Annotated in this window: 12 protein-coding genes and 1 pseudogene; 12 read left to right on the forward strand and 1 reads right to left on the reverse strand. The window is 59.1% G+C overall.

What is annotated here, in order from left to right; translation table 11 throughout:
- Positions 1 to 10 precede the first annotated feature (10 nt).
- The 9 genes and pseudogenes from hrcA (at position 11) to U5J94_RS09275 (ending at position 11,807) form a co-directional block, all read left to right on the forward strand.
- The gene (gene hrcA / locus U5J94_RS09235; protein ID WP_322565351.1) at positions 11 to 1,048 is read left to right on the forward strand and encodes a heat-inducible transcriptional repressor HrcA; all 1,038 of its coding nucleotides are present in this window, start codon (positions 11 to 13) and stop codon (positions 1,046 to 1,048) included.
- A 90-nt stretch (positions 1,049 to 1,138) separates the two neighbouring features.
- Positions 1,139 to 1,735 (forward strand): nucleotide exchange factor GrpE, encoded by a 597-nt coding sequence (gene grpE, locus U5J94_RS09240; RefSeq protein ID WP_416224212.1) that lies wholly within the window; start codon positions 1,139 to 1,141, stop codon positions 1,733 to 1,735.
- Between the two features lie 82 nt (positions 1,736 to 1,817).
- Positions 1,818 to 3,752: a molecular chaperone DnaK gene (dnaK, locus tag U5J94_RS09245; RefSeq protein WP_322565353.1), complete on the forward strand. Its 1,935-nt coding sequence runs from the start codon at positions 1,818 to 1,820 to the stop codon at positions 3,750 to 3,752.
- A 145-nt stretch (positions 3,753 to 3,897) separates the two neighbouring features.
- Complete coding sequence (dnaJ, locus tag U5J94_RS09250) at positions 3,898 to 5,040, forward strand: molecular chaperone DnaJ (RefSeq protein WP_322565354.1); 1,143 nt, start codon at positions 3,898 to 3,900, stop codon at positions 5,038 to 5,040.
- A 15-nt stretch (positions 5,041 to 5,055) separates the two neighbouring features.
- Positions 5,056 to 5,867: pseudogene (gene dapB, locus U5J94_RS09255) on the forward strand (4-hydroxy-tetrahydrodipicolinate reductase).
- Positions 5,868 to 6,142: 275 nt separating this feature from the next.
- Positions 6,143 to 7,288 carry a glutamine-hydrolyzing carbamoyl-phosphate synthase small subunit gene (gene carA / locus U5J94_RS09260; RefSeq protein ID WP_322565356.1) on the forward strand — a complete coding sequence of 382 codons (1,146 nt, stop codon included), beginning with the start codon at positions 6,143 to 6,145 and terminating at the stop codon, positions 7,286 to 7,288.
- Between the two features lie 147 nt (positions 7,289 to 7,435).
- The gene (carB, locus tag U5J94_RS09265; protein ID WP_322565357.1) at positions 7,436 to 10,657 is read left to right on the forward strand and encodes a carbamoyl-phosphate synthase large subunit; all 3,222 of its coding nucleotides are present in this window, start codon (positions 7,436 to 7,438) and stop codon (positions 10,655 to 10,657) included.
- Positions 10,654 to 11,136, forward strand: a complete 483-nt coding sequence (gene greA / locus U5J94_RS09270) for a transcription elongation factor GreA (RefSeq protein WP_322565358.1) — start codon at positions 10,654 to 10,656, stop codon at positions 11,134 to 11,136. The genes carB and greA overlap by 4 nt, the downstream gene beginning before the upstream one ends.
- 212 nt (positions 11,137 to 11,348) lie before the next feature.
- Positions 11,349 to 11,807, forward strand: coding sequence for a DUF4149 domain-containing protein (locus tag U5J94_RS09275; RefSeq protein WP_322565359.1), 459 nt, complete (start codon positions 11,349 to 11,351; stop codon positions 11,805 to 11,807).
- Here the strand turns inward: U5J94_RS09275 and yhbY are convergent.
- Entirely contained in the window at positions 11,792 to 12,085 is a 294-nt protein-coding gene (gene yhbY, locus U5J94_RS09280) for a ribosome assembly RNA-binding protein YhbY (RefSeq protein ID WP_322565360.1), read from the reverse strand. The two genes, U5J94_RS09275 and yhbY, sit on opposite strands and share 16 nt — an antisense overlap.
- A 92-nt stretch (positions 12,086 to 12,177) precedes the next feature.
- Here yhbY and rlmE point away from each other — a divergent pair, with 92 nt between their 5' ends.
- The 3 genes from rlmE to folP all read left to right on the forward strand — a co-directional run bounded on the left by rlmE (position 12,178) and on the right by folP (position 15,813).
- Complete coding sequence (rlmE, locus tag U5J94_RS09285) at positions 12,178 to 12,798, forward strand: 23S rRNA (uridine(2552)-2'-O)-methyltransferase RlmE (RefSeq protein ID WP_322565361.1); 621 nt, start codon at positions 12,178 to 12,180, stop codon at positions 12,796 to 12,798.
- A gap of 55 nt (positions 12,799 to 12,853) precedes the next feature.
- Positions 12,854 to 14,779: an ATP-dependent zinc metalloprotease FtsH gene (gene ftsH, locus U5J94_RS09290; protein WP_322565362.1), complete on the forward strand. Its 1,926-nt coding sequence runs from the start codon at positions 12,854 to 12,856 to the stop codon at positions 14,777 to 14,779.
- A 215-nt stretch (positions 14,780 to 14,994) separates the two neighbouring features.
- Entirely contained in the window at positions 14,995 to 15,813 is an 819-nt protein-coding gene (folP, locus tag U5J94_RS09295; protein WP_322565363.1) for a dihydropteroate synthase, read from the forward strand.
- The last annotated feature ends 4 nt before the right edge of the window (positions 15,814 to 15,817 follow it).

Consider the following 15,817-nt stretch of genomic DNA (forward strand, 5'->3'; position numbering starts at 1 on the left):
GGGATGTGCCGTGACGAACGATCCGATTATAAATGATCGCGCCCAGTTGCTGCTAAAAACGCTGATAGAACGTTATATCCAGGACGGTCAGCCGGTCGGCTCGCGGGTATTGTCCCGTGAGTCGGGGATGAATCTCAGCCCGGCGACCGTGCGCAATGTGATGGCGGATCTGGAAGATATGGGGCTGGTCAAGGCGCCGCATACTTCCGCCGGTCGCGTTCCCACAGTACGCGGATATCGCCTGTTTGTCGATAATCTGCTGACCGTGCGCCCGTTGCGCGGCAGCCTGATCGAGCAGTTTCGGGATGAGCTGTATCGTATCGACGATCCCGAGGTGTTAATCGATCAGGCCTCCAATCTGCTTTCCAGCATGACCCGTATGGCCGGGCTGGTCATGCTGCCGCGTCCCGGCGCGGTACAGTTACGACATATCGAATTTCTGCCGCTGTCGGCCAACCGGGTGCTGGTGATTCTGGTGATCAATGATCAACAGGTCCAGAATCGCATCATTCACACGGACCGCAGCTATACGACGTCGGAACTGCAGCAGGCCGCCAACTATCTCAACAGCGAATTCGCCGGCCACGATCTCGAAGGTATCCGCTCGCAAGTCCTCAAACATATGGAAGAGATTCGCGACGACATGCACCAGATCATGCAACTGGCGGTGCAGATGGCCGACGAGGTGATCCAGACCAGCCAGAGTGCCGACTATGTGGTGCACGGCGAGACCAATCTGATGAGTTACGCCGAAATGGGTGACATGGATCGTATGCGTCAGCTGTTCGAGGCGCTCAAGACCAAGCAGGACATCCTGCATATTCTGGACAAGTCGATTCACGCCGAGGGGATGCAGATCTTCATCGGCGAGGAGTCCGGCTATGCTGCTTTCGGGGAGTGCTCGGTGGTGACTTCGCCCTACAAGATGCAGGATGAAGTGGTGGGGGTACTGGGGGTCATCGGTCCGACCCGCATGGCCTACGACCAGGTGATTCCGGTGGTGGATGTGACCGCCAAATTACTGGGGTCACTCTTGACCTCGGAATAATCATCCCCATATTCCCCCATAATTCCACACAGATTCGAACAATTTTCAGGTAATCGCAACGCTTCGGAGTAGAGCATGAGTGACACAGACGTGACCGATCAACAGTCCCAGGACCACCCCGGCGACACGGAGGCCCGGCACGAGAGCGAGTCCCGCGCCCCCCTGGAGGCCGACAGCGTCGAGGAGTTGCAGGCCAAACTGACCGAGGCCGAAAACCGCGCCCAGGAGAACTGGGACAACCTGCTGCGCGCCAATGCTGAGATGGACAACCTGCGCCGCCGTACCGAGCGGGAGCTGGAAAATGCCCACAAGTACGCCCTGGAACGCTTCGCCCAGGAGCTGCTGGCGGTGCGCGACAGTCTGGAAATGGGCGTGGCCGCCGCCGAGCAGGAAGAGGCCAGCGTCGAGAAGATCAAGGAGGGCACCGAGCTGACCCTGCGCATGCTCGAGGGCGCTATGGACAAGTTCAATATCCAGCCCATCGACCCGCTGGATGAACCCTTCAATCCGGAGCAACATCAGGCCATGTCGACGGTTGAAACCCCGGACAAGGCCCCCAATACCGTCATAAACGTGATGCAAAAGGGCTATATGCTCAATGATCGCTTGATTCGCCCGGCCATGGTGATTGTCTCCCGGGCGCCAGAGACGGACGACAAGGGTACAAAGGGGGATCAGCAGGCTTGATCTCACTGCTAATGCCCCTATCTATGAAGTCACTAACAGTTTTTGAGAATCGAACAACGCGCAAAATGTGGAGAACTGAACAATGGGTAAGATAATCGGAATCGACCTTGGTACTACCAATTCCTGTGTCGCTATTATGGAAAGCGGCAAGGCCAAGGTAATCGAAAACAGCGAAGGTGACCGCACCACGCCGTCCATCGTGGCCTATACCAAGGACAACGAAACCCTGGTGGGCCAGTCCGCCAAGCGTCAGGCCGTCACCAACCCGGAAAATACGCTGTTTGCCATCAAACGCCTGATCGGCCGCAAATTCCAGGATGATGAAGTCCAGAAGGACATCAACATGGTGCCCTACAACATCATCAAGGCCGACAACGGCGACGCCTGGGTGGAAGTCAACGGCAAGAAAATGGCTCCGCCGGAAGTCTCCGCCAAGGTCCTGCAGAAGATGAAAAAATCGGCCGAGGACTATCTCGGTGAGGAAGTGACCGAAGCGGTCATTACTGTGCCGGCCTATTTCAACGACTCCCAGCGCCAGGCCACCAAGGACGCCGGCAAGATCGCCGGGCTGGACGTCAAGCGCATCATCAACGAGCCGACCGCGGCCGCCCTGGCCTACGGGATGGACAAGAAGCGCGGTGACCAGAAACTGGCGGTTTATGATCTGGGCGGCGGCACCTTCGATATTTCCATTATCGAGATCGCCGACATCGACGGCGAGCACCAGATCGAGGTGCTCTCTACCAACGGTGACACCTTCCTCGGCGGTGAGGATTTTGACAAGCGCCTGATCGATTATCTGGCCGAACAGTTCAAGAAGGAACAGGGCATCGACCTCAAGGGCGATCCGCTGGCGATGCAGCGCCTCAAGGAAGGTGCGGAGAAGGCCAAGATCGAGCTGTCTTCCGCGCAGCAGACCGATGTCAACCTGCCATATATCACAGCCGATGCCAGTGGTCCGAAACATATGAACGTCAAGATCACGCGCGCCAAGCTCGAATCGCTGGTCGAGGAATTGATCACCCGTTCCCTGGAGCCGTGCAAGACCGCGCTCAAGGATGCCGGCCTGTCCGCCTCCGATGTGGATGATGTCATTCTGGTCGGCGGTCAGACCCGTATGCCCAAGGTTCAGGAAGCGGTCAAGGAGTTCTTCGGCAAGGAACCGCGCAAGGACGTGAATCCGGACGAAGCCGTGGCCCTGGGCGCAGCCATTCAGGCCGGTGTTCTGGGCGGCGACGTCAAGGACGTGCTGCTGCTCGACGTGACCCCGCTGTCACTGGGTATCGAAACCCTCGGCGGTGTCATGACCAAGCTGATCGAGAAAAATACCACTATCCCGACCAAGGCGACCCAGGTGTTCTCGACCGCGGATGATAATCAGAATGCGGTGACCGTCCACGTCCTGCAGGGTGAACGCGAACGCGCCGACGCCAACAAGTCGCTGGGCCGGTTCGATCTGCAGGATATTCCGCCGGCCCCGCGCGGCGTACCGCAGATTGAAGTCACGCTGGACATCGACGCCAACGGTATCCTGAATGTGTCGGCCAAGGACAAGGCGACCGGCAAGGAGAACAAGATCGTGATCAAGGCTTCCAGCGGTCTGTCCGAGGAGGAAGTCGAACAGATGGTCAAGGATGCCGAAGCCCATGCGGCCGAGGACCAGAAGTTCCACGAAACGGTCGATGCCCGCAACCAGGCCGATAACCTGATTCATGCCACCCGCAAGTCCATGGAAGAGCTGGGTGACAAGCTGGAAGCCGATGAGAAGGAGAAGATTGAGGCGGCCATCAAGGATCTGGAAGAGGTCATGAACGGCAACGACAAGGACGAGATCGAGGCCAAGACCAAGGCCCTGACCGAGGCATCCGCCAAGATGGCTGAACGGCTCTACGCTGAACAGGGTGCCGCCGGTGCCGGTGCTCAGGCCGGTGCGGAAGCCGCCTCGGAAGCAGGTGGCCAGGCCGAGGAAGACGTGGTCGACGCCGAATTCGAGGAAGTGGACGACAACAAGAAATAAGTCGTCACTTTTTCGGCTGTCACTACCCTGGCTGGATGCAGGTAACTGCATCCAGCCAATTACTGTGTAAGTTTCGGCGTTGTAGTACGGTAAAAGCGAAACCACTGAAAACACCGAACACACTCACTACAAAGTAATAACGATTATGGCCAAACAGGATTATTACGACGCACTGGGTGTTTCCAAAAACGCCAGTGATGACGAGATCAAAAAAGCCTTCAAGCGCATGGCGATGAAATATCATCCGGATCGCAATCCGGATGATGAAGAGTCCCTGGAAAAATTCAAGGAGGCCCGCGAAGCTTATGATGTGCTGAGCGATCCGCAAAAACGGGCGGCTTATGATCAATTCGGCCACGCCGGTGTTGAGGGGTCGGCCGGTGGCGGTGCCGGATTTGGTGGTGGCTTCGGTGGCGCCAGCTTCAGCGACATCTTCGGCGACGTGTTTGGCGATATTTTCGGCGGGGGCGGCGGACGCGGCGGCCAGCGGGTCTATCGCGGCGCCGATCTGCGCTACAACCTGGAATTGACCCTGGAAGAGGCGGTCAAGGGCAGCGACGTCAGCGTACGCATTCCCACCCATGTCGCCTGTGAAGAATGTGACGGCAGCGGGGCGAAAAAGGGTTCCTCTCCGACAACCTGTTCGACCTGCGGAGGGCTCGGTCAGGTGCGGATGCAACAGGGTTTCTTCTCGCTCCAACAGGCCTGCCCGCATTGTCAGGGTACGGGCAAGATCATCACCGATCCCTGTACCGCCTGCCACGGTCACGGTCGGGTCGAGCAAACCCGGACCCTGTCGGTCAAGGTGCCGGCCGGGGTGGACAACGGCGATCGTATTCGTCTGGCCGGTGAAGGTGAGGCGGGCGAGAACGGCGGGCCGCCCGGTGATCTCTATGTGCACATTCACGTCAAGGAACATCCCATCTTCCAGCGCGACGGCAGCGATCTGCATTGCGAGGTGCCGGTCAGCATCGGTGTCGCGGCGCTGGGCGGCGAGCTGGAAGTGCCCACCCTGAACGGGCGGGTCAAACTCAAGGTGCCGCCGGAAAGCCAGTCGGGCAAGCAGTTCCGCATGCGCGGCAAGGGCGTCAAGTCGGTCCGCGGCGGGGCGGTGGGCGACCTGCTGTGCAAGATCGCGGTGGAGACCCCGGTCAACCTGACCAACCGGCAAAAAGAGCTGCTGCAGCAGCTCGATGAGGCCATGCAGGAAGACGGCATCAAACACAGCCCGCGTGCCGCCTCCTGGCTGGATGGGGTGAAAAAATTCTTCGAAGATATGAGGTTCTGAAAAAGGGGTTTTCTCATGACCAGGGTTGCAATTGTGGGTGCCTCCGGGCGCATGGGACGGGTGCTGCTCGAAGCGACACACCAGGATACACAGGCCGAGATCCGCGCAGTGGTGGATCGGCCGGGCAGCAGCATGGTCGGCGTGGATGCCGGGGAGCTGGCCGGTCTCGGCAAGATTGGGATCAAGGTGGATGACAGTCTGACCCGGGTGGCGGATCAGTTTGACGTGCTGATTGATTTTACCCGTCCCGAAGCCACCATGCTGCATCTGGAGATCTGCCGCGCCGCCGGCAAGCGCATGGTCATCGGCACCACCGGTTTTACTGATGAGCAGAAAAAACAGATTGCCCATGTTGCCAAACACATGGGTATCGTCTTCGCCCCCAACATGAGTGTCGGGGTCAATCTCTCGTTTAAATTACTGGATATTGCCGCCCGGGTACTGGGTGACAGCGTGGATGTCGAGATCATCGAGGCCCATCACCGGCATAAAGTGGATGCGCCTTCCGGCACGGCCCTGCGCATGGGCGAGGTGGTGGCTGATGCCCTGGGTCGGGATCTGATGGAATGCGCCGTGTTCGGCCGCGAAGGCGATACCGGCGAGCGGGATCGCCAGACCATCGGTTTTGAGACGATCCGGGCCGGCGATATCGTCGGCGAGCATACCGTTATGTTTGCCGGTGCGGGCGAGCGGGTCGAGATTACCCACAAGGCTTCCAGCCGCATGACCTTCGCCAACGGCGCCGTACGCGCCGCCAACTGGATCATGCAGCATGATCAGGGCTATTTGACATGCAGGACGTCCTCGGCCTTCGTCACATACAGTGACGAGTGACGAGGAGAACTTGTGAGTCGACTCTATTTTCTGCGGGTATGATTGTTTGTTTATATTAGGAATAAAATCAGGTGGTTAGCCGGCTTTATGGTTGCCCTCGTGACTCGTGACTCGTCACTCGTTCCTTGTGGTCGTAAGACCACTTGGTTAGAATAAAGAAGGTCTGAATTAAACTCGGACTGAACAATTGAAGCGAATTTTTGCATAGCGGGAGACTCCAGTTTGGTATCTCCCGCTTTTTGCAGGCGCCACGCGCAAGGGAGGACTCTTGAAAAAACCGGCACTGCTGGCGTTGGAAGACGGTACCATTTTTCACGGTGAGTCTATCGGCATAGACGGTCAGACCGTGGGCGAGGTGGTGTTCAACACCGCGATGACCGGTTATCAGGAGATTCTGACCGACCCTTCCTACGCCAAACAGCTCGTTACGCTGACCTATCCGCACATTGGTAATGTTGGCACCAATCATGAAGACGAAGAATCCCGCGCCGTATTCGCCGATGGCCTGATCATTCGCGATCTGCCGCTCACCGCCAGTAACTGGCGCAGCCAGGAGACCCTGGACAACTATCTGCAGCGCAACAACGTGGTCGGGATTGCCAATATCGACACCCGCAAGCTGACCCGTATCCTGCGCGAAAAGGGGGCCCAGAACGGCTGCATCATGGCCGGCAGCAGCATCGACGAGCAACAGGCGCTGGCGGCCGCGCGTGAATTCCCCGGCCTCAAGGGCATGGATCTGGCCAAAGTGGTCAGCACCGGCACGGCCTATGACTGGCTGGAAGGGGTGTGGAACCCCGGGGAAGGCTATCCCAATGTCCCCGCCATGGTGGAAGAGGCGCTGCCCTACCGGGTGGTGGCCTATGACTATGGCGTCAAACGCAACATCCTGCGCCTGCTGGTCAATCGTGGCTGCCGGGTAACCGTGGTGCCGGCGACGACCCCGGCCGAGGAGGTGCTGGCCATGGACCCGGACGGGGTCTTTCTCTCCAACGGACCGGGCGATCCTGAGCCCTGTGACTATGCTATCGAGGCGATACAACATATCCTCGAAAAAGGCGTTCCGCTATTCGGTATCTGTCTCGGCCATCAGCTGCTGGGGCTGGCCAATGGCGCCAAAAGCGTCAAAATGAAGTTCGGTCACCACGGTGCCAACCATCCGGTCCAGGATCTGCAGAGCAAGCAGGTGATGATTACCAGCCAGAACCACGGTTTTGCCATCGACGAGGACTCCCTGCCCGATAACGTTCAGGCGACCCACCGGTCGCTGTTCGACGGCACGCTACAGGGTGTGGCCTGCACCGACCGTCCGGCGTTCAGTTTTCAGGGGCACCCCGAAGCCAGCCCGGGGCCGCACGATCTTTCGCCGTTGTTCGACAAGTTCATTGATATGCTGAAAAAGCAAAAAGCGTGAACCACCAAGACACGAAGACACCAAGAAGTGACTTGTTGGTTTTTGTTGCAAGCAAATGCATGTGTTATGCGATATCCCGCGTGATGCAATGATTCTGGAAAACTCATTAAACTTGGCGTCTTGGCGCCTTGGTGGTTAAAAAGACTTATGCCAAAACGTACCGACATCAAAAGCATTCTCATCGTCGGCGCCGGGCCGATTGTTATCGGTCAGGCCTGCGAGTTTGACTACTCCGGCGCGCAGGCGTGCAAGGCGCTGAAGGAAGAGGGTTACCGTGTCATCCTGGTCAACTCCAATCCCGCCACGATCATGACCGATCCGGAGATGGCCGACCGCACCTACATCGAACCGGTGGAATGGACCACCGTGCGCAACATTATCGCCAGCGAACGTCCCGATGCCCTGTTACCCACCATGGGTGGCCAGACCGCGCTGAACTGTGCCCTGGATCTGGATCGCGAAGGGGTGCTGGAGGAGTACGGCGTGGAACTCATCGGGGCCTCCATGGATGCCATCGACAAGGCCGAGGACCGGGATCGTTTCCGCAAGGCGATGAGCAAGATCGGGCTCGAGTTCCCCCATTCGGAAGTGGCCTACAGCATGGACGAGGCCAACGAGGTGCAGAAGACGATCGGTTTTCCGACCATCATCCGTCCCTCGTTTACCATGGGCGGCAGTGGTGGCGGCATCGCCTACAACAAGGAAGAGTTCGTCGAGATCTGCGAGCGTGGCCTGGAGCTGTCGCCGACCAACGAACTGTTGATCGAGGAGTCGGCACTGGGCTGGAAGGAATACGAAATGGAGGTGGTGCGGGATCACAAGGACAACTGCATCATCATCTGTTCCATCGAGAACCTCGACCCGATGGGGGTGCATACCGGTGACTCGATCACCGTGGCACCGGCCCAGACCCTGACCGACAAGGAATACCAGATCATGCGCGACGCCTCGCTGGCGGTGCTGCGCGAGATCGGGGTGGATACCGGCGGCTCCAATGTGCAGTTTGCCATCAACCCCGACGATGGTCGGATGATCATCATCGAGATGAATCCCCGGGTCTCCCGCTCCTCGGCGCTGGCCTCCAAGGCCACCGGCTTTCCGATTGCCAAGGTGGCCGCCAAGCTGGCGGTCGGCTATACCCTGGACGAGCTGCAAAACGAGATTACCGGCGGCGCCACGCCGGCCTCCTTCGAGCCGAGCATCGACTACGTGGTAACCAAGATACCGCGGTTCACCTTTGAGAAATTCCCCCAGGCCGAAGCGCGACTCACCACCCAGATGAAATCGGTGGGCGAGGTGATGGCCATCGGCCGTACCCAGCAGGAGTCGCTGCAAAAGGCTCTGCGCGGTCTGGAGACCGGCGCCGACGGTTTCAATGAAATGGTGGATCTCAACGATGACGATGCGCTGGAGAAGATCCGTACCCAGTTAAAGAATACCGGACCCGAGCGTATCTGGTATGTGGGCGATGCCTTCCGGGCCGGTTTCAGCGTGGAAGACGTGCACGAGATGACGGCGATCGATCCGTGGTTTCTGGTCCAGATCGAAGAGCTCATTCAGCTCGAAGCGCAGGTTCGCGAGGGGGGCATGAAGGTGCTGACCGCCGAACGCATGCGCGAGCTCAAACGCAAGGGCTTTGCCGACACCCGCCTGGCCAAACTGGTCGGGGTCAGCGAAAAAGTGCTGCGCCAGCATCGCTACGAGCTGGATGTTCGCCCGGTCTACAAACGGGTCGACACCTGTGCCGCTGAATTCGCGACCAATACCGCCTACATGTACTCCACCTATGAAGAAGAGTGCGAGGCCGAGGCCTCCGATCGTAAGAAGATTATGGTGCTTGGCGGCGGGCCCAACCGCATCGGGCAGGGGATCGAGTTCGACTATTGTTGTGTGCACGCCGCACTGGCCATGCGCGAGGACGGTTACGAGACCATTATGGTCAACTGCAACCCCGAGACGGTCTCCACCGACTACGATACCTCGGACCGGCTCTATTTTGAGCCGCTGACACTCGAAGACGTGCTGGGGCTGATCGAAATCGAGAAGCCGATCGGGGTCATCGTGCAATACGGCGGCCAGACCCCGCTCAAGCTGGCCCGGGACCTGGAAGAGGCTGGCGCGCCGATTATCGGTACCTCACCCGACTCCATCGATCTGGCCGAGGACCGGGAGCGCTTCCAGGCAATGATCGACAAACTCAATCTGCAACAGCCGCCCAATCGCACGGCGCGCAGCGAGGCCGAGGCCATGAAACTGGCCGAGGAGATCGGTTACCCGCTGGTGGTGCGGCCCTCCTATGTGCTCGGTGGCCGGGCCATGGAGATCGTCTACCAGCCCGAGGATCTGGACCGCTATATGCGCACGGCAGTCGAGGTCTACCCCGACGCGCCGGTATTGCTGGACCGCTTCCTGAACGATGCCATCGAAGTGGATGTGGACGCGGTGTGCGATGGCAAGAGTGTGGTGATCGGCGGCATCATGCAGCATATCGAGCAGGCCGGTGTGCACTCCGGCGATTCGGCCTGTTCCCTGCCGCCTTACAGTCTGAGCGCGGAAGTTCAGGATCGGATTCGCGAACAGGTCAAGGCCATGGCCATCGAGCTGAAGGTCATTGGTCTGATGAACGCCCAGCTTGCCGTGCAGGGTGACAAGATCTTTGTCATCGAGGTCAATCCGCGCGCCTCGCGCACGGTGCCGTTTGTCTCCAAGACCGTGGGATTGCCGCTGGCCAAGATCGCCGCGCGCTGCATGGTCGGCAAGACCCTGGCGGAGCAGGGCATGACGAGCGAGCGTATTCCGCCCTATTATTCGGTCAAGGAGGCGGTGTTCCCGTTTGTCAAATTCCCGGGCGTGGATCCCCTGCTGGGTCCCGAGATGAAGTCCACCGGCGAAGTGATGGGAGTGGGACGCAGTTTTGGTGAAGCCTTCGGGCGCGCCCAGCTGGGCGCCGGCGTGGCCCTGCCGGCCGCCGGTACCGCCTTTGTCAGCGTCCGCGATGTCGACAAGAGCGCGGCGGTCGAGGTGGCCCGGGAGCTGGTCGAACATGGGTTCAACCTGGTGGCTACCAGTGGCACCTCGGACGCGTTAAACGAAGCCGGTGTGCCCAATCAACGGGTCAACAAGGTCAATGAGGGCCGTCCCCATATCGTCGACATGATCAAAAACGACGAAATCAACTTTATCGTGAATACCACCGAAGGCCAGCAGGCGATTGCCGATTCCTACGAAATCCGCCGCCAGGCGTTGAATCACAAGGTGGGCTATACCACGACCGTGGCCGGCGCGCGAGCGACCTGCGAGGCGTTGCGCTATCTGAACAACATCAAGGTACATTGTTTGCAGGATCTGCATCAGGAGATGAATGCATGAGTCGTCAACCGATGACCGCTGCCGGCGCCGATAAACTGCGCGCCGAGCTCAAGGATCTGAAAAGCGTGCAACGTCCGAAAGTGATCGAAGCGATTGCGGTCGCGCGCGAACATGGCGATCTCAAGGAGAATGCCGAGTACCATGCCGCGCGCGAGCAACAGAGTTTCATCGAGGGCCGGATCAAGGAGATTGAGGCGGCCCTGTCCAACTCCGAAATCATCGACGTCCAGGCGGTGGGCAAAAACGCCGGCGGCAAGGTCGTATTCGGTGCCACGGTGGAACTGTACGACATCGATGGCGACAAGGAAGTGACCTACCAGATCGTCGGCGAACAGGAAGCGGACATCAAACAGAACCTGATCTCCATCACCTCCCCGATCGCCCGCGCCCTGATCGGCAAACAGGAAGGCGACGAAGTCACCGTCCAGGCGCCGGGTGGCAACCGCGACTACGAAATCGTGTCTGTTAAATACGTGTAGATGTGCTTCTGGGAATGAACGCAGAGGACGCGGAGGCGCAGAGGCGCGGAGAAAGATAATTTTTAATGTTGAATTTTAAATTTTGAATCGCGGTTCAGTATTACTTCAGTGCCCAACATCAAAATGTTTAAAATGATTTTGTTTTCTCTGCGTCTTTGCGCCTCTGCGCCCTCCGCGTTATTTTCCAGTGAACTCTCTACAGGATGATGTCCATGAATTACGCGATTCCTGAACGCATTGCCCTGACCCTGTGGGTCGGGGGGATGTGGATTACCGGGTATCTGGTGGCGCCAATGCTGTTCTCGGTGCTGGAGGAACGAGCGCTGGCCGGGATGCTGGCGGGCAGGATGTTCAGTGCGATGAGTTATGTGGGGCTGGTCTGCGTCGGTTTGTTGTTACTGACCCATTTTCAAAAAAACTGGCTCAACGGCTGGCGCCAGTGGCGCCGCTGGGTTTTGCTGGCTATGCTGCTGGTGATCGTGATGGGTGAGTTTGTGCTGCAGCCGATGATGGCCGAGCTCAAGGCTCTGGGACTGGACGAGGGCAGCGCCGCGCAACAGCGCTTTGGCATGTTGCATGGCCTCTCTTCGAGTCTGTTTCTGTTTAACAGCCTGGCGGGCCTGGTGTTGGTGATCTTCGGGCTGGAGCCGGATACTCAGCGCGGCAGCTGAATTTTGGGCTCGTCGGCCGGACGGTAAAAGACCGCGACATGGCCGATCAGCTGCACCTGTTCGGCCTGGCTGTGCTCGCTGATCTGTTCAATCAGTTGCTGGCGCTCTTCGCGATCCGCCGCGTTGACCCGCACCTTGATCAGCTCGTGATGGGCCAGCGCGATGTCGACCTCGGCGAGGATGTTCTCGCCCAGCCCATGCTGGCCGACAATGACCACGGGTTTGAGGTGATGGGCGCGCTGGCGCAGGAATTTTTTCTGGTTGCTGGTCAGGGACATGAAAGCGGAATCCGGATGGTGAAGGCCGTAAATTGTACCAATTCATACCCCCACTGACGACTGCCAACTGCTAACTGACGACTGGAATTCCCATGGCCCGTTCCAGAACCAGCAAAAAATGGCTCACCGAGCATTTTGACGATCCCTATGTCAAAAAAGCTCAGCAGGAGGGCTGGCGCAGTCGCGCCATCTACAAGCTGATCGAAATTGACGAGCGGGACCGCCTGCTCAAACCCGGTATGACCGTAGTGGATCTGGGTGCGGCCCCCGGGGGCTGGTCGGAATATGCCGCGCGTAAAGTCGGCGACAAGGGGCGGGTGATTGCGCTGGATCTGCTGCCCATGGACGCGATTGCCGGCGTCGAATTCATCGAGGGGGATTTTCGCGAAGAGCCGGTCTACGAGCGCTTGCTGGCGGTGCTCGAGGGGCGGCCGGTAGACCTTGTAATGTCCGATATGGCCCCCAATATGAGTGGTATGAAGGCGGTAGATCAGCCGCGCGCTATGTATCTGGCCGAGCTGAGTCTGGAGCTGGCGCAAAAAGTCCTCAAGCCGGGCGGGGATATGTTGATCAAGGCGTTTACCGGCGAGGGTCTGGATGAATTTAAACGCGAAATCCGGCAACATTTCGCGAAATTGGTTGTCCGAAAACCGAAGGCTTCACGGCCCCGTTCTCCCGAGATTTATCTGCTGGCGAGGGGCTATAATGTGTAGTAGTGTATTTTGCATGACAGCAAACGCCTGTGATGGCAGGCCATGAGGTAGACCATTGAACGACTTGACCAAGAATATCCTGTTGTGGGTGATCGTGGCGATCATCCTCATGTCGGTGTTCCAGAATCTGAGCACGACAACTCCCGCGACTGAAAAGCCCTATTCACAATTCATGCAGGATGTGAAAAGCGGCCAGGTGATGGAAGTCACTATTCAGGGGCGTAATATTACCGGCCGTACTCAAGGGGGTGAAAATTTCAAGACCTTCAGTCCTGAAACAGACAACACCGCCATGATCGGCGACCTGATGAAGCATAACGTGACCATCAAGGCCAAGCCGCCGGAGCAGTCTATCTGGACTCAGATATTCATCTCCTGGTTCCCGTTCCTGCTGATCATCGGCCTGTGGATTTTCTTTATGCGCCAGATGCAGGGTGGCGGCGGTGGCCGCGGTGCCCTGTCGTTCGGCAAGAGCAAGGCGCGCATGCTGGGTGAGGATCAGGTCAATATCCGCTTCAACGATGTGGCCGGCTGTGACGAAGCCAAGGATGAAGTGCAGGAACTGGTCGAATTCCTGCGTGACCCGGGCAGGTTCCAGAAGCTGGGCGGGATGATCCCGCGCGGTGTGCTGATGGTCGGCCCGCCCGGTACCGGTAAAACCCTGCTGGCCAAGGCGATTGCCGGCGAGGCCAAGGTGCCGTTCTTTACCATCTCCGGTTCCGATTTTGTGGAAATGTTTGTCGGTGTCGGCGCCTCGCGGGTGCGCGACATGTTCGAGCAGGCCAAGAAGCAGGCGCCGTGCATTATCTTTATCGACGAAATCGATGCGGTCGGTCGGCATCGCGGTGCCGGCCTGGGCGGCGGTCATGACGAGCGTGAGCAGACCCTCAACCAGCTGCTGGTGGAAATGGATGGCTTCGAAGGCAACGAGGGCGTGATCGTGATCGCCGCCACCAACCGTCCCGACGTGCTGGATCCGGCGTTGCTGCGTCCCGGTCGTTTCGACCGCCAGGTGGTCGTGCCGCTGCCCGACATGCGGGGCCGCGAGCAGATCCTCAAGGTCCACATGCGCAAGGTGCCGGTGGGTGATGATGTCGAACCGATGGTGATTGCCCGCGGCACACCCGGCTTCTCCGGGGCCGATCTGGCCAATCTGGTCAACGAGGCCGCCCTGTTTGCCGCGCGCGGCAACAAGCGCCTGGTCTGTATGGAAGAGTTCGAAAAGGCCAAGGACAAGATCATGATGGGCGCCGAGCGCAAGTCCATGGTGATGAACGAGGAAGAGAAAAAGCTCACCGCCTATCACGAGGCCGGCCATGCCATCGTGGGCCTGAGCGTACCGTCGCACGATCCGGTCTACAAGGTCAGTATTATTCCGCGTGGCCGGGCGCTGGGTGTGACCATGTTCCTGCCCGAAGAGGATCGCTATAGCTATACCAAGGAGCGGCTGGAAAGTTCCATCGCCTCCCTGTTCGGCGGGCGCCTGGCCGAGGAGCTGATCTTCGGCAACGAACACGTGACCACCGGTGCCTCCAACGATATTCAGCGCACCACCGAGATCGCTCGCAACATGGTGACCAAGTGGGGTCTGTCCGAACGCCTCGGTCCGATGACTTACGGCGAGGACGAAGGCGAGGTGTTCCTCGGTCATTCGGTGACCCAGCACAAGAACCTCTCCGATGAGACCGCGCATATTATCGATGAAGAGATTCGCTCCATCATCGATCGCAACTACCAGCGGGCCAAGACGGTGCTGACCGATCATATGGACAAGCTGCACCTGATGGCACAGGCGCTGATCAAGTATGAAACCATCGACAAGCGGCAGATCGATGCCATCATGAGCGGTAACGAGCCACCGCCGCCCGCCGACTGGGATGATCACGAGCCGCCGCACAGCCCCTCCGATGACGAGGAGAAGAAACCCTCCCGCGCGGACAAGGGGGAAGGCAAGATCGGCGGTCCGGCCGGTGAACACTGAGCCATCCCGCCGTTAAGTACAATCAACGCCCCGTTTTGACGGGGCGTTTTTCGTTTTGCCCGGCAACGATTGCCAGTGGCGGTCATGTAACGCCCGCCAGGAGCCGTTTTCGACAAGCCGGTGGTTGTGGCGCGTGAATGGATCCGGTTTGCTTGCCGGTCGCCGTCGTCGAATGTTGTTAAACTACGGCAGCAGATACCCGGAATGAATCAAGCATGGCGATAGATCTCAGTCCCGAACAATGGCCCCTGATCATGGGGATACTCAATGTGACCCCGGACTCCTTCTCCGATGGAGGGCATTTTAATCAGCCTTCGGCGGCGATCGAACGGGTGCGGCGAATGATCGAGGAGGGCGCCGACATGATTGATATCGGCGGCGAGTCTACCCGCCCGGGCGCGCCGGCCGTTTCACAAGAGGATGAACTGGCACGGGTGATTCCGGTCATCGAGGCGATCCGTCGCGACAGTCCCATCCCGATCTCGGTGGATACCAGCAAGCCGGCGGTGATGCGCGCGGCGGTGGCCGCCGGCGCCAGCCTGATTAACGATGTGCGGGCGTTGCAGGAACCCGGCGCGCCGGAAGCCGCGGCCGAACTGGGTGTGCCGATCTGCCTGATGCACATGCAGGGCCAGCCGCGGACCATGCAGGCCAATCCGCATTACGAGGATGTGGTCGAAGAGGTCCTGGCGTTTTTGCTGCAGCGGATAGAGGCCTGTCAGGGTGTGGGGATTACGCCGGACAAGGTGATTCTGGATCCCGGCTTCGGTTTCGGAAAAACGGCGGGGCATAACCTGACCCTGTTCCGTGAGCTGGGCCGTTTTGTCGAGACCGGCTACCCGGTGCTGGTGGGGGTCTCGCGCAAATCGTTAATCGGCAAACTGCTGGGTGAGCGGCCGGTGGAAGAGCGCCTGGCGGGCAGTCTCGCCCTGGCAACCCTGGCCGGCTGGCTGGGGGCGGCCATCCTGCGGGTGCATGATGTACGCGAGACCGCCGATGCCCTGGCGATGTGCCGGGCTGTGCAACAGGCCTGAGTAT

This window comes from Thiohalophilus sp. (genome assembly GCF_034522235.1).
In the GTDB taxonomy this organism is placed as follows: domain Bacteria; phylum Pseudomonadota; class Gammaproteobacteria; order UBA6429; family Thiohalophilaceae; genus Thiohalophilus.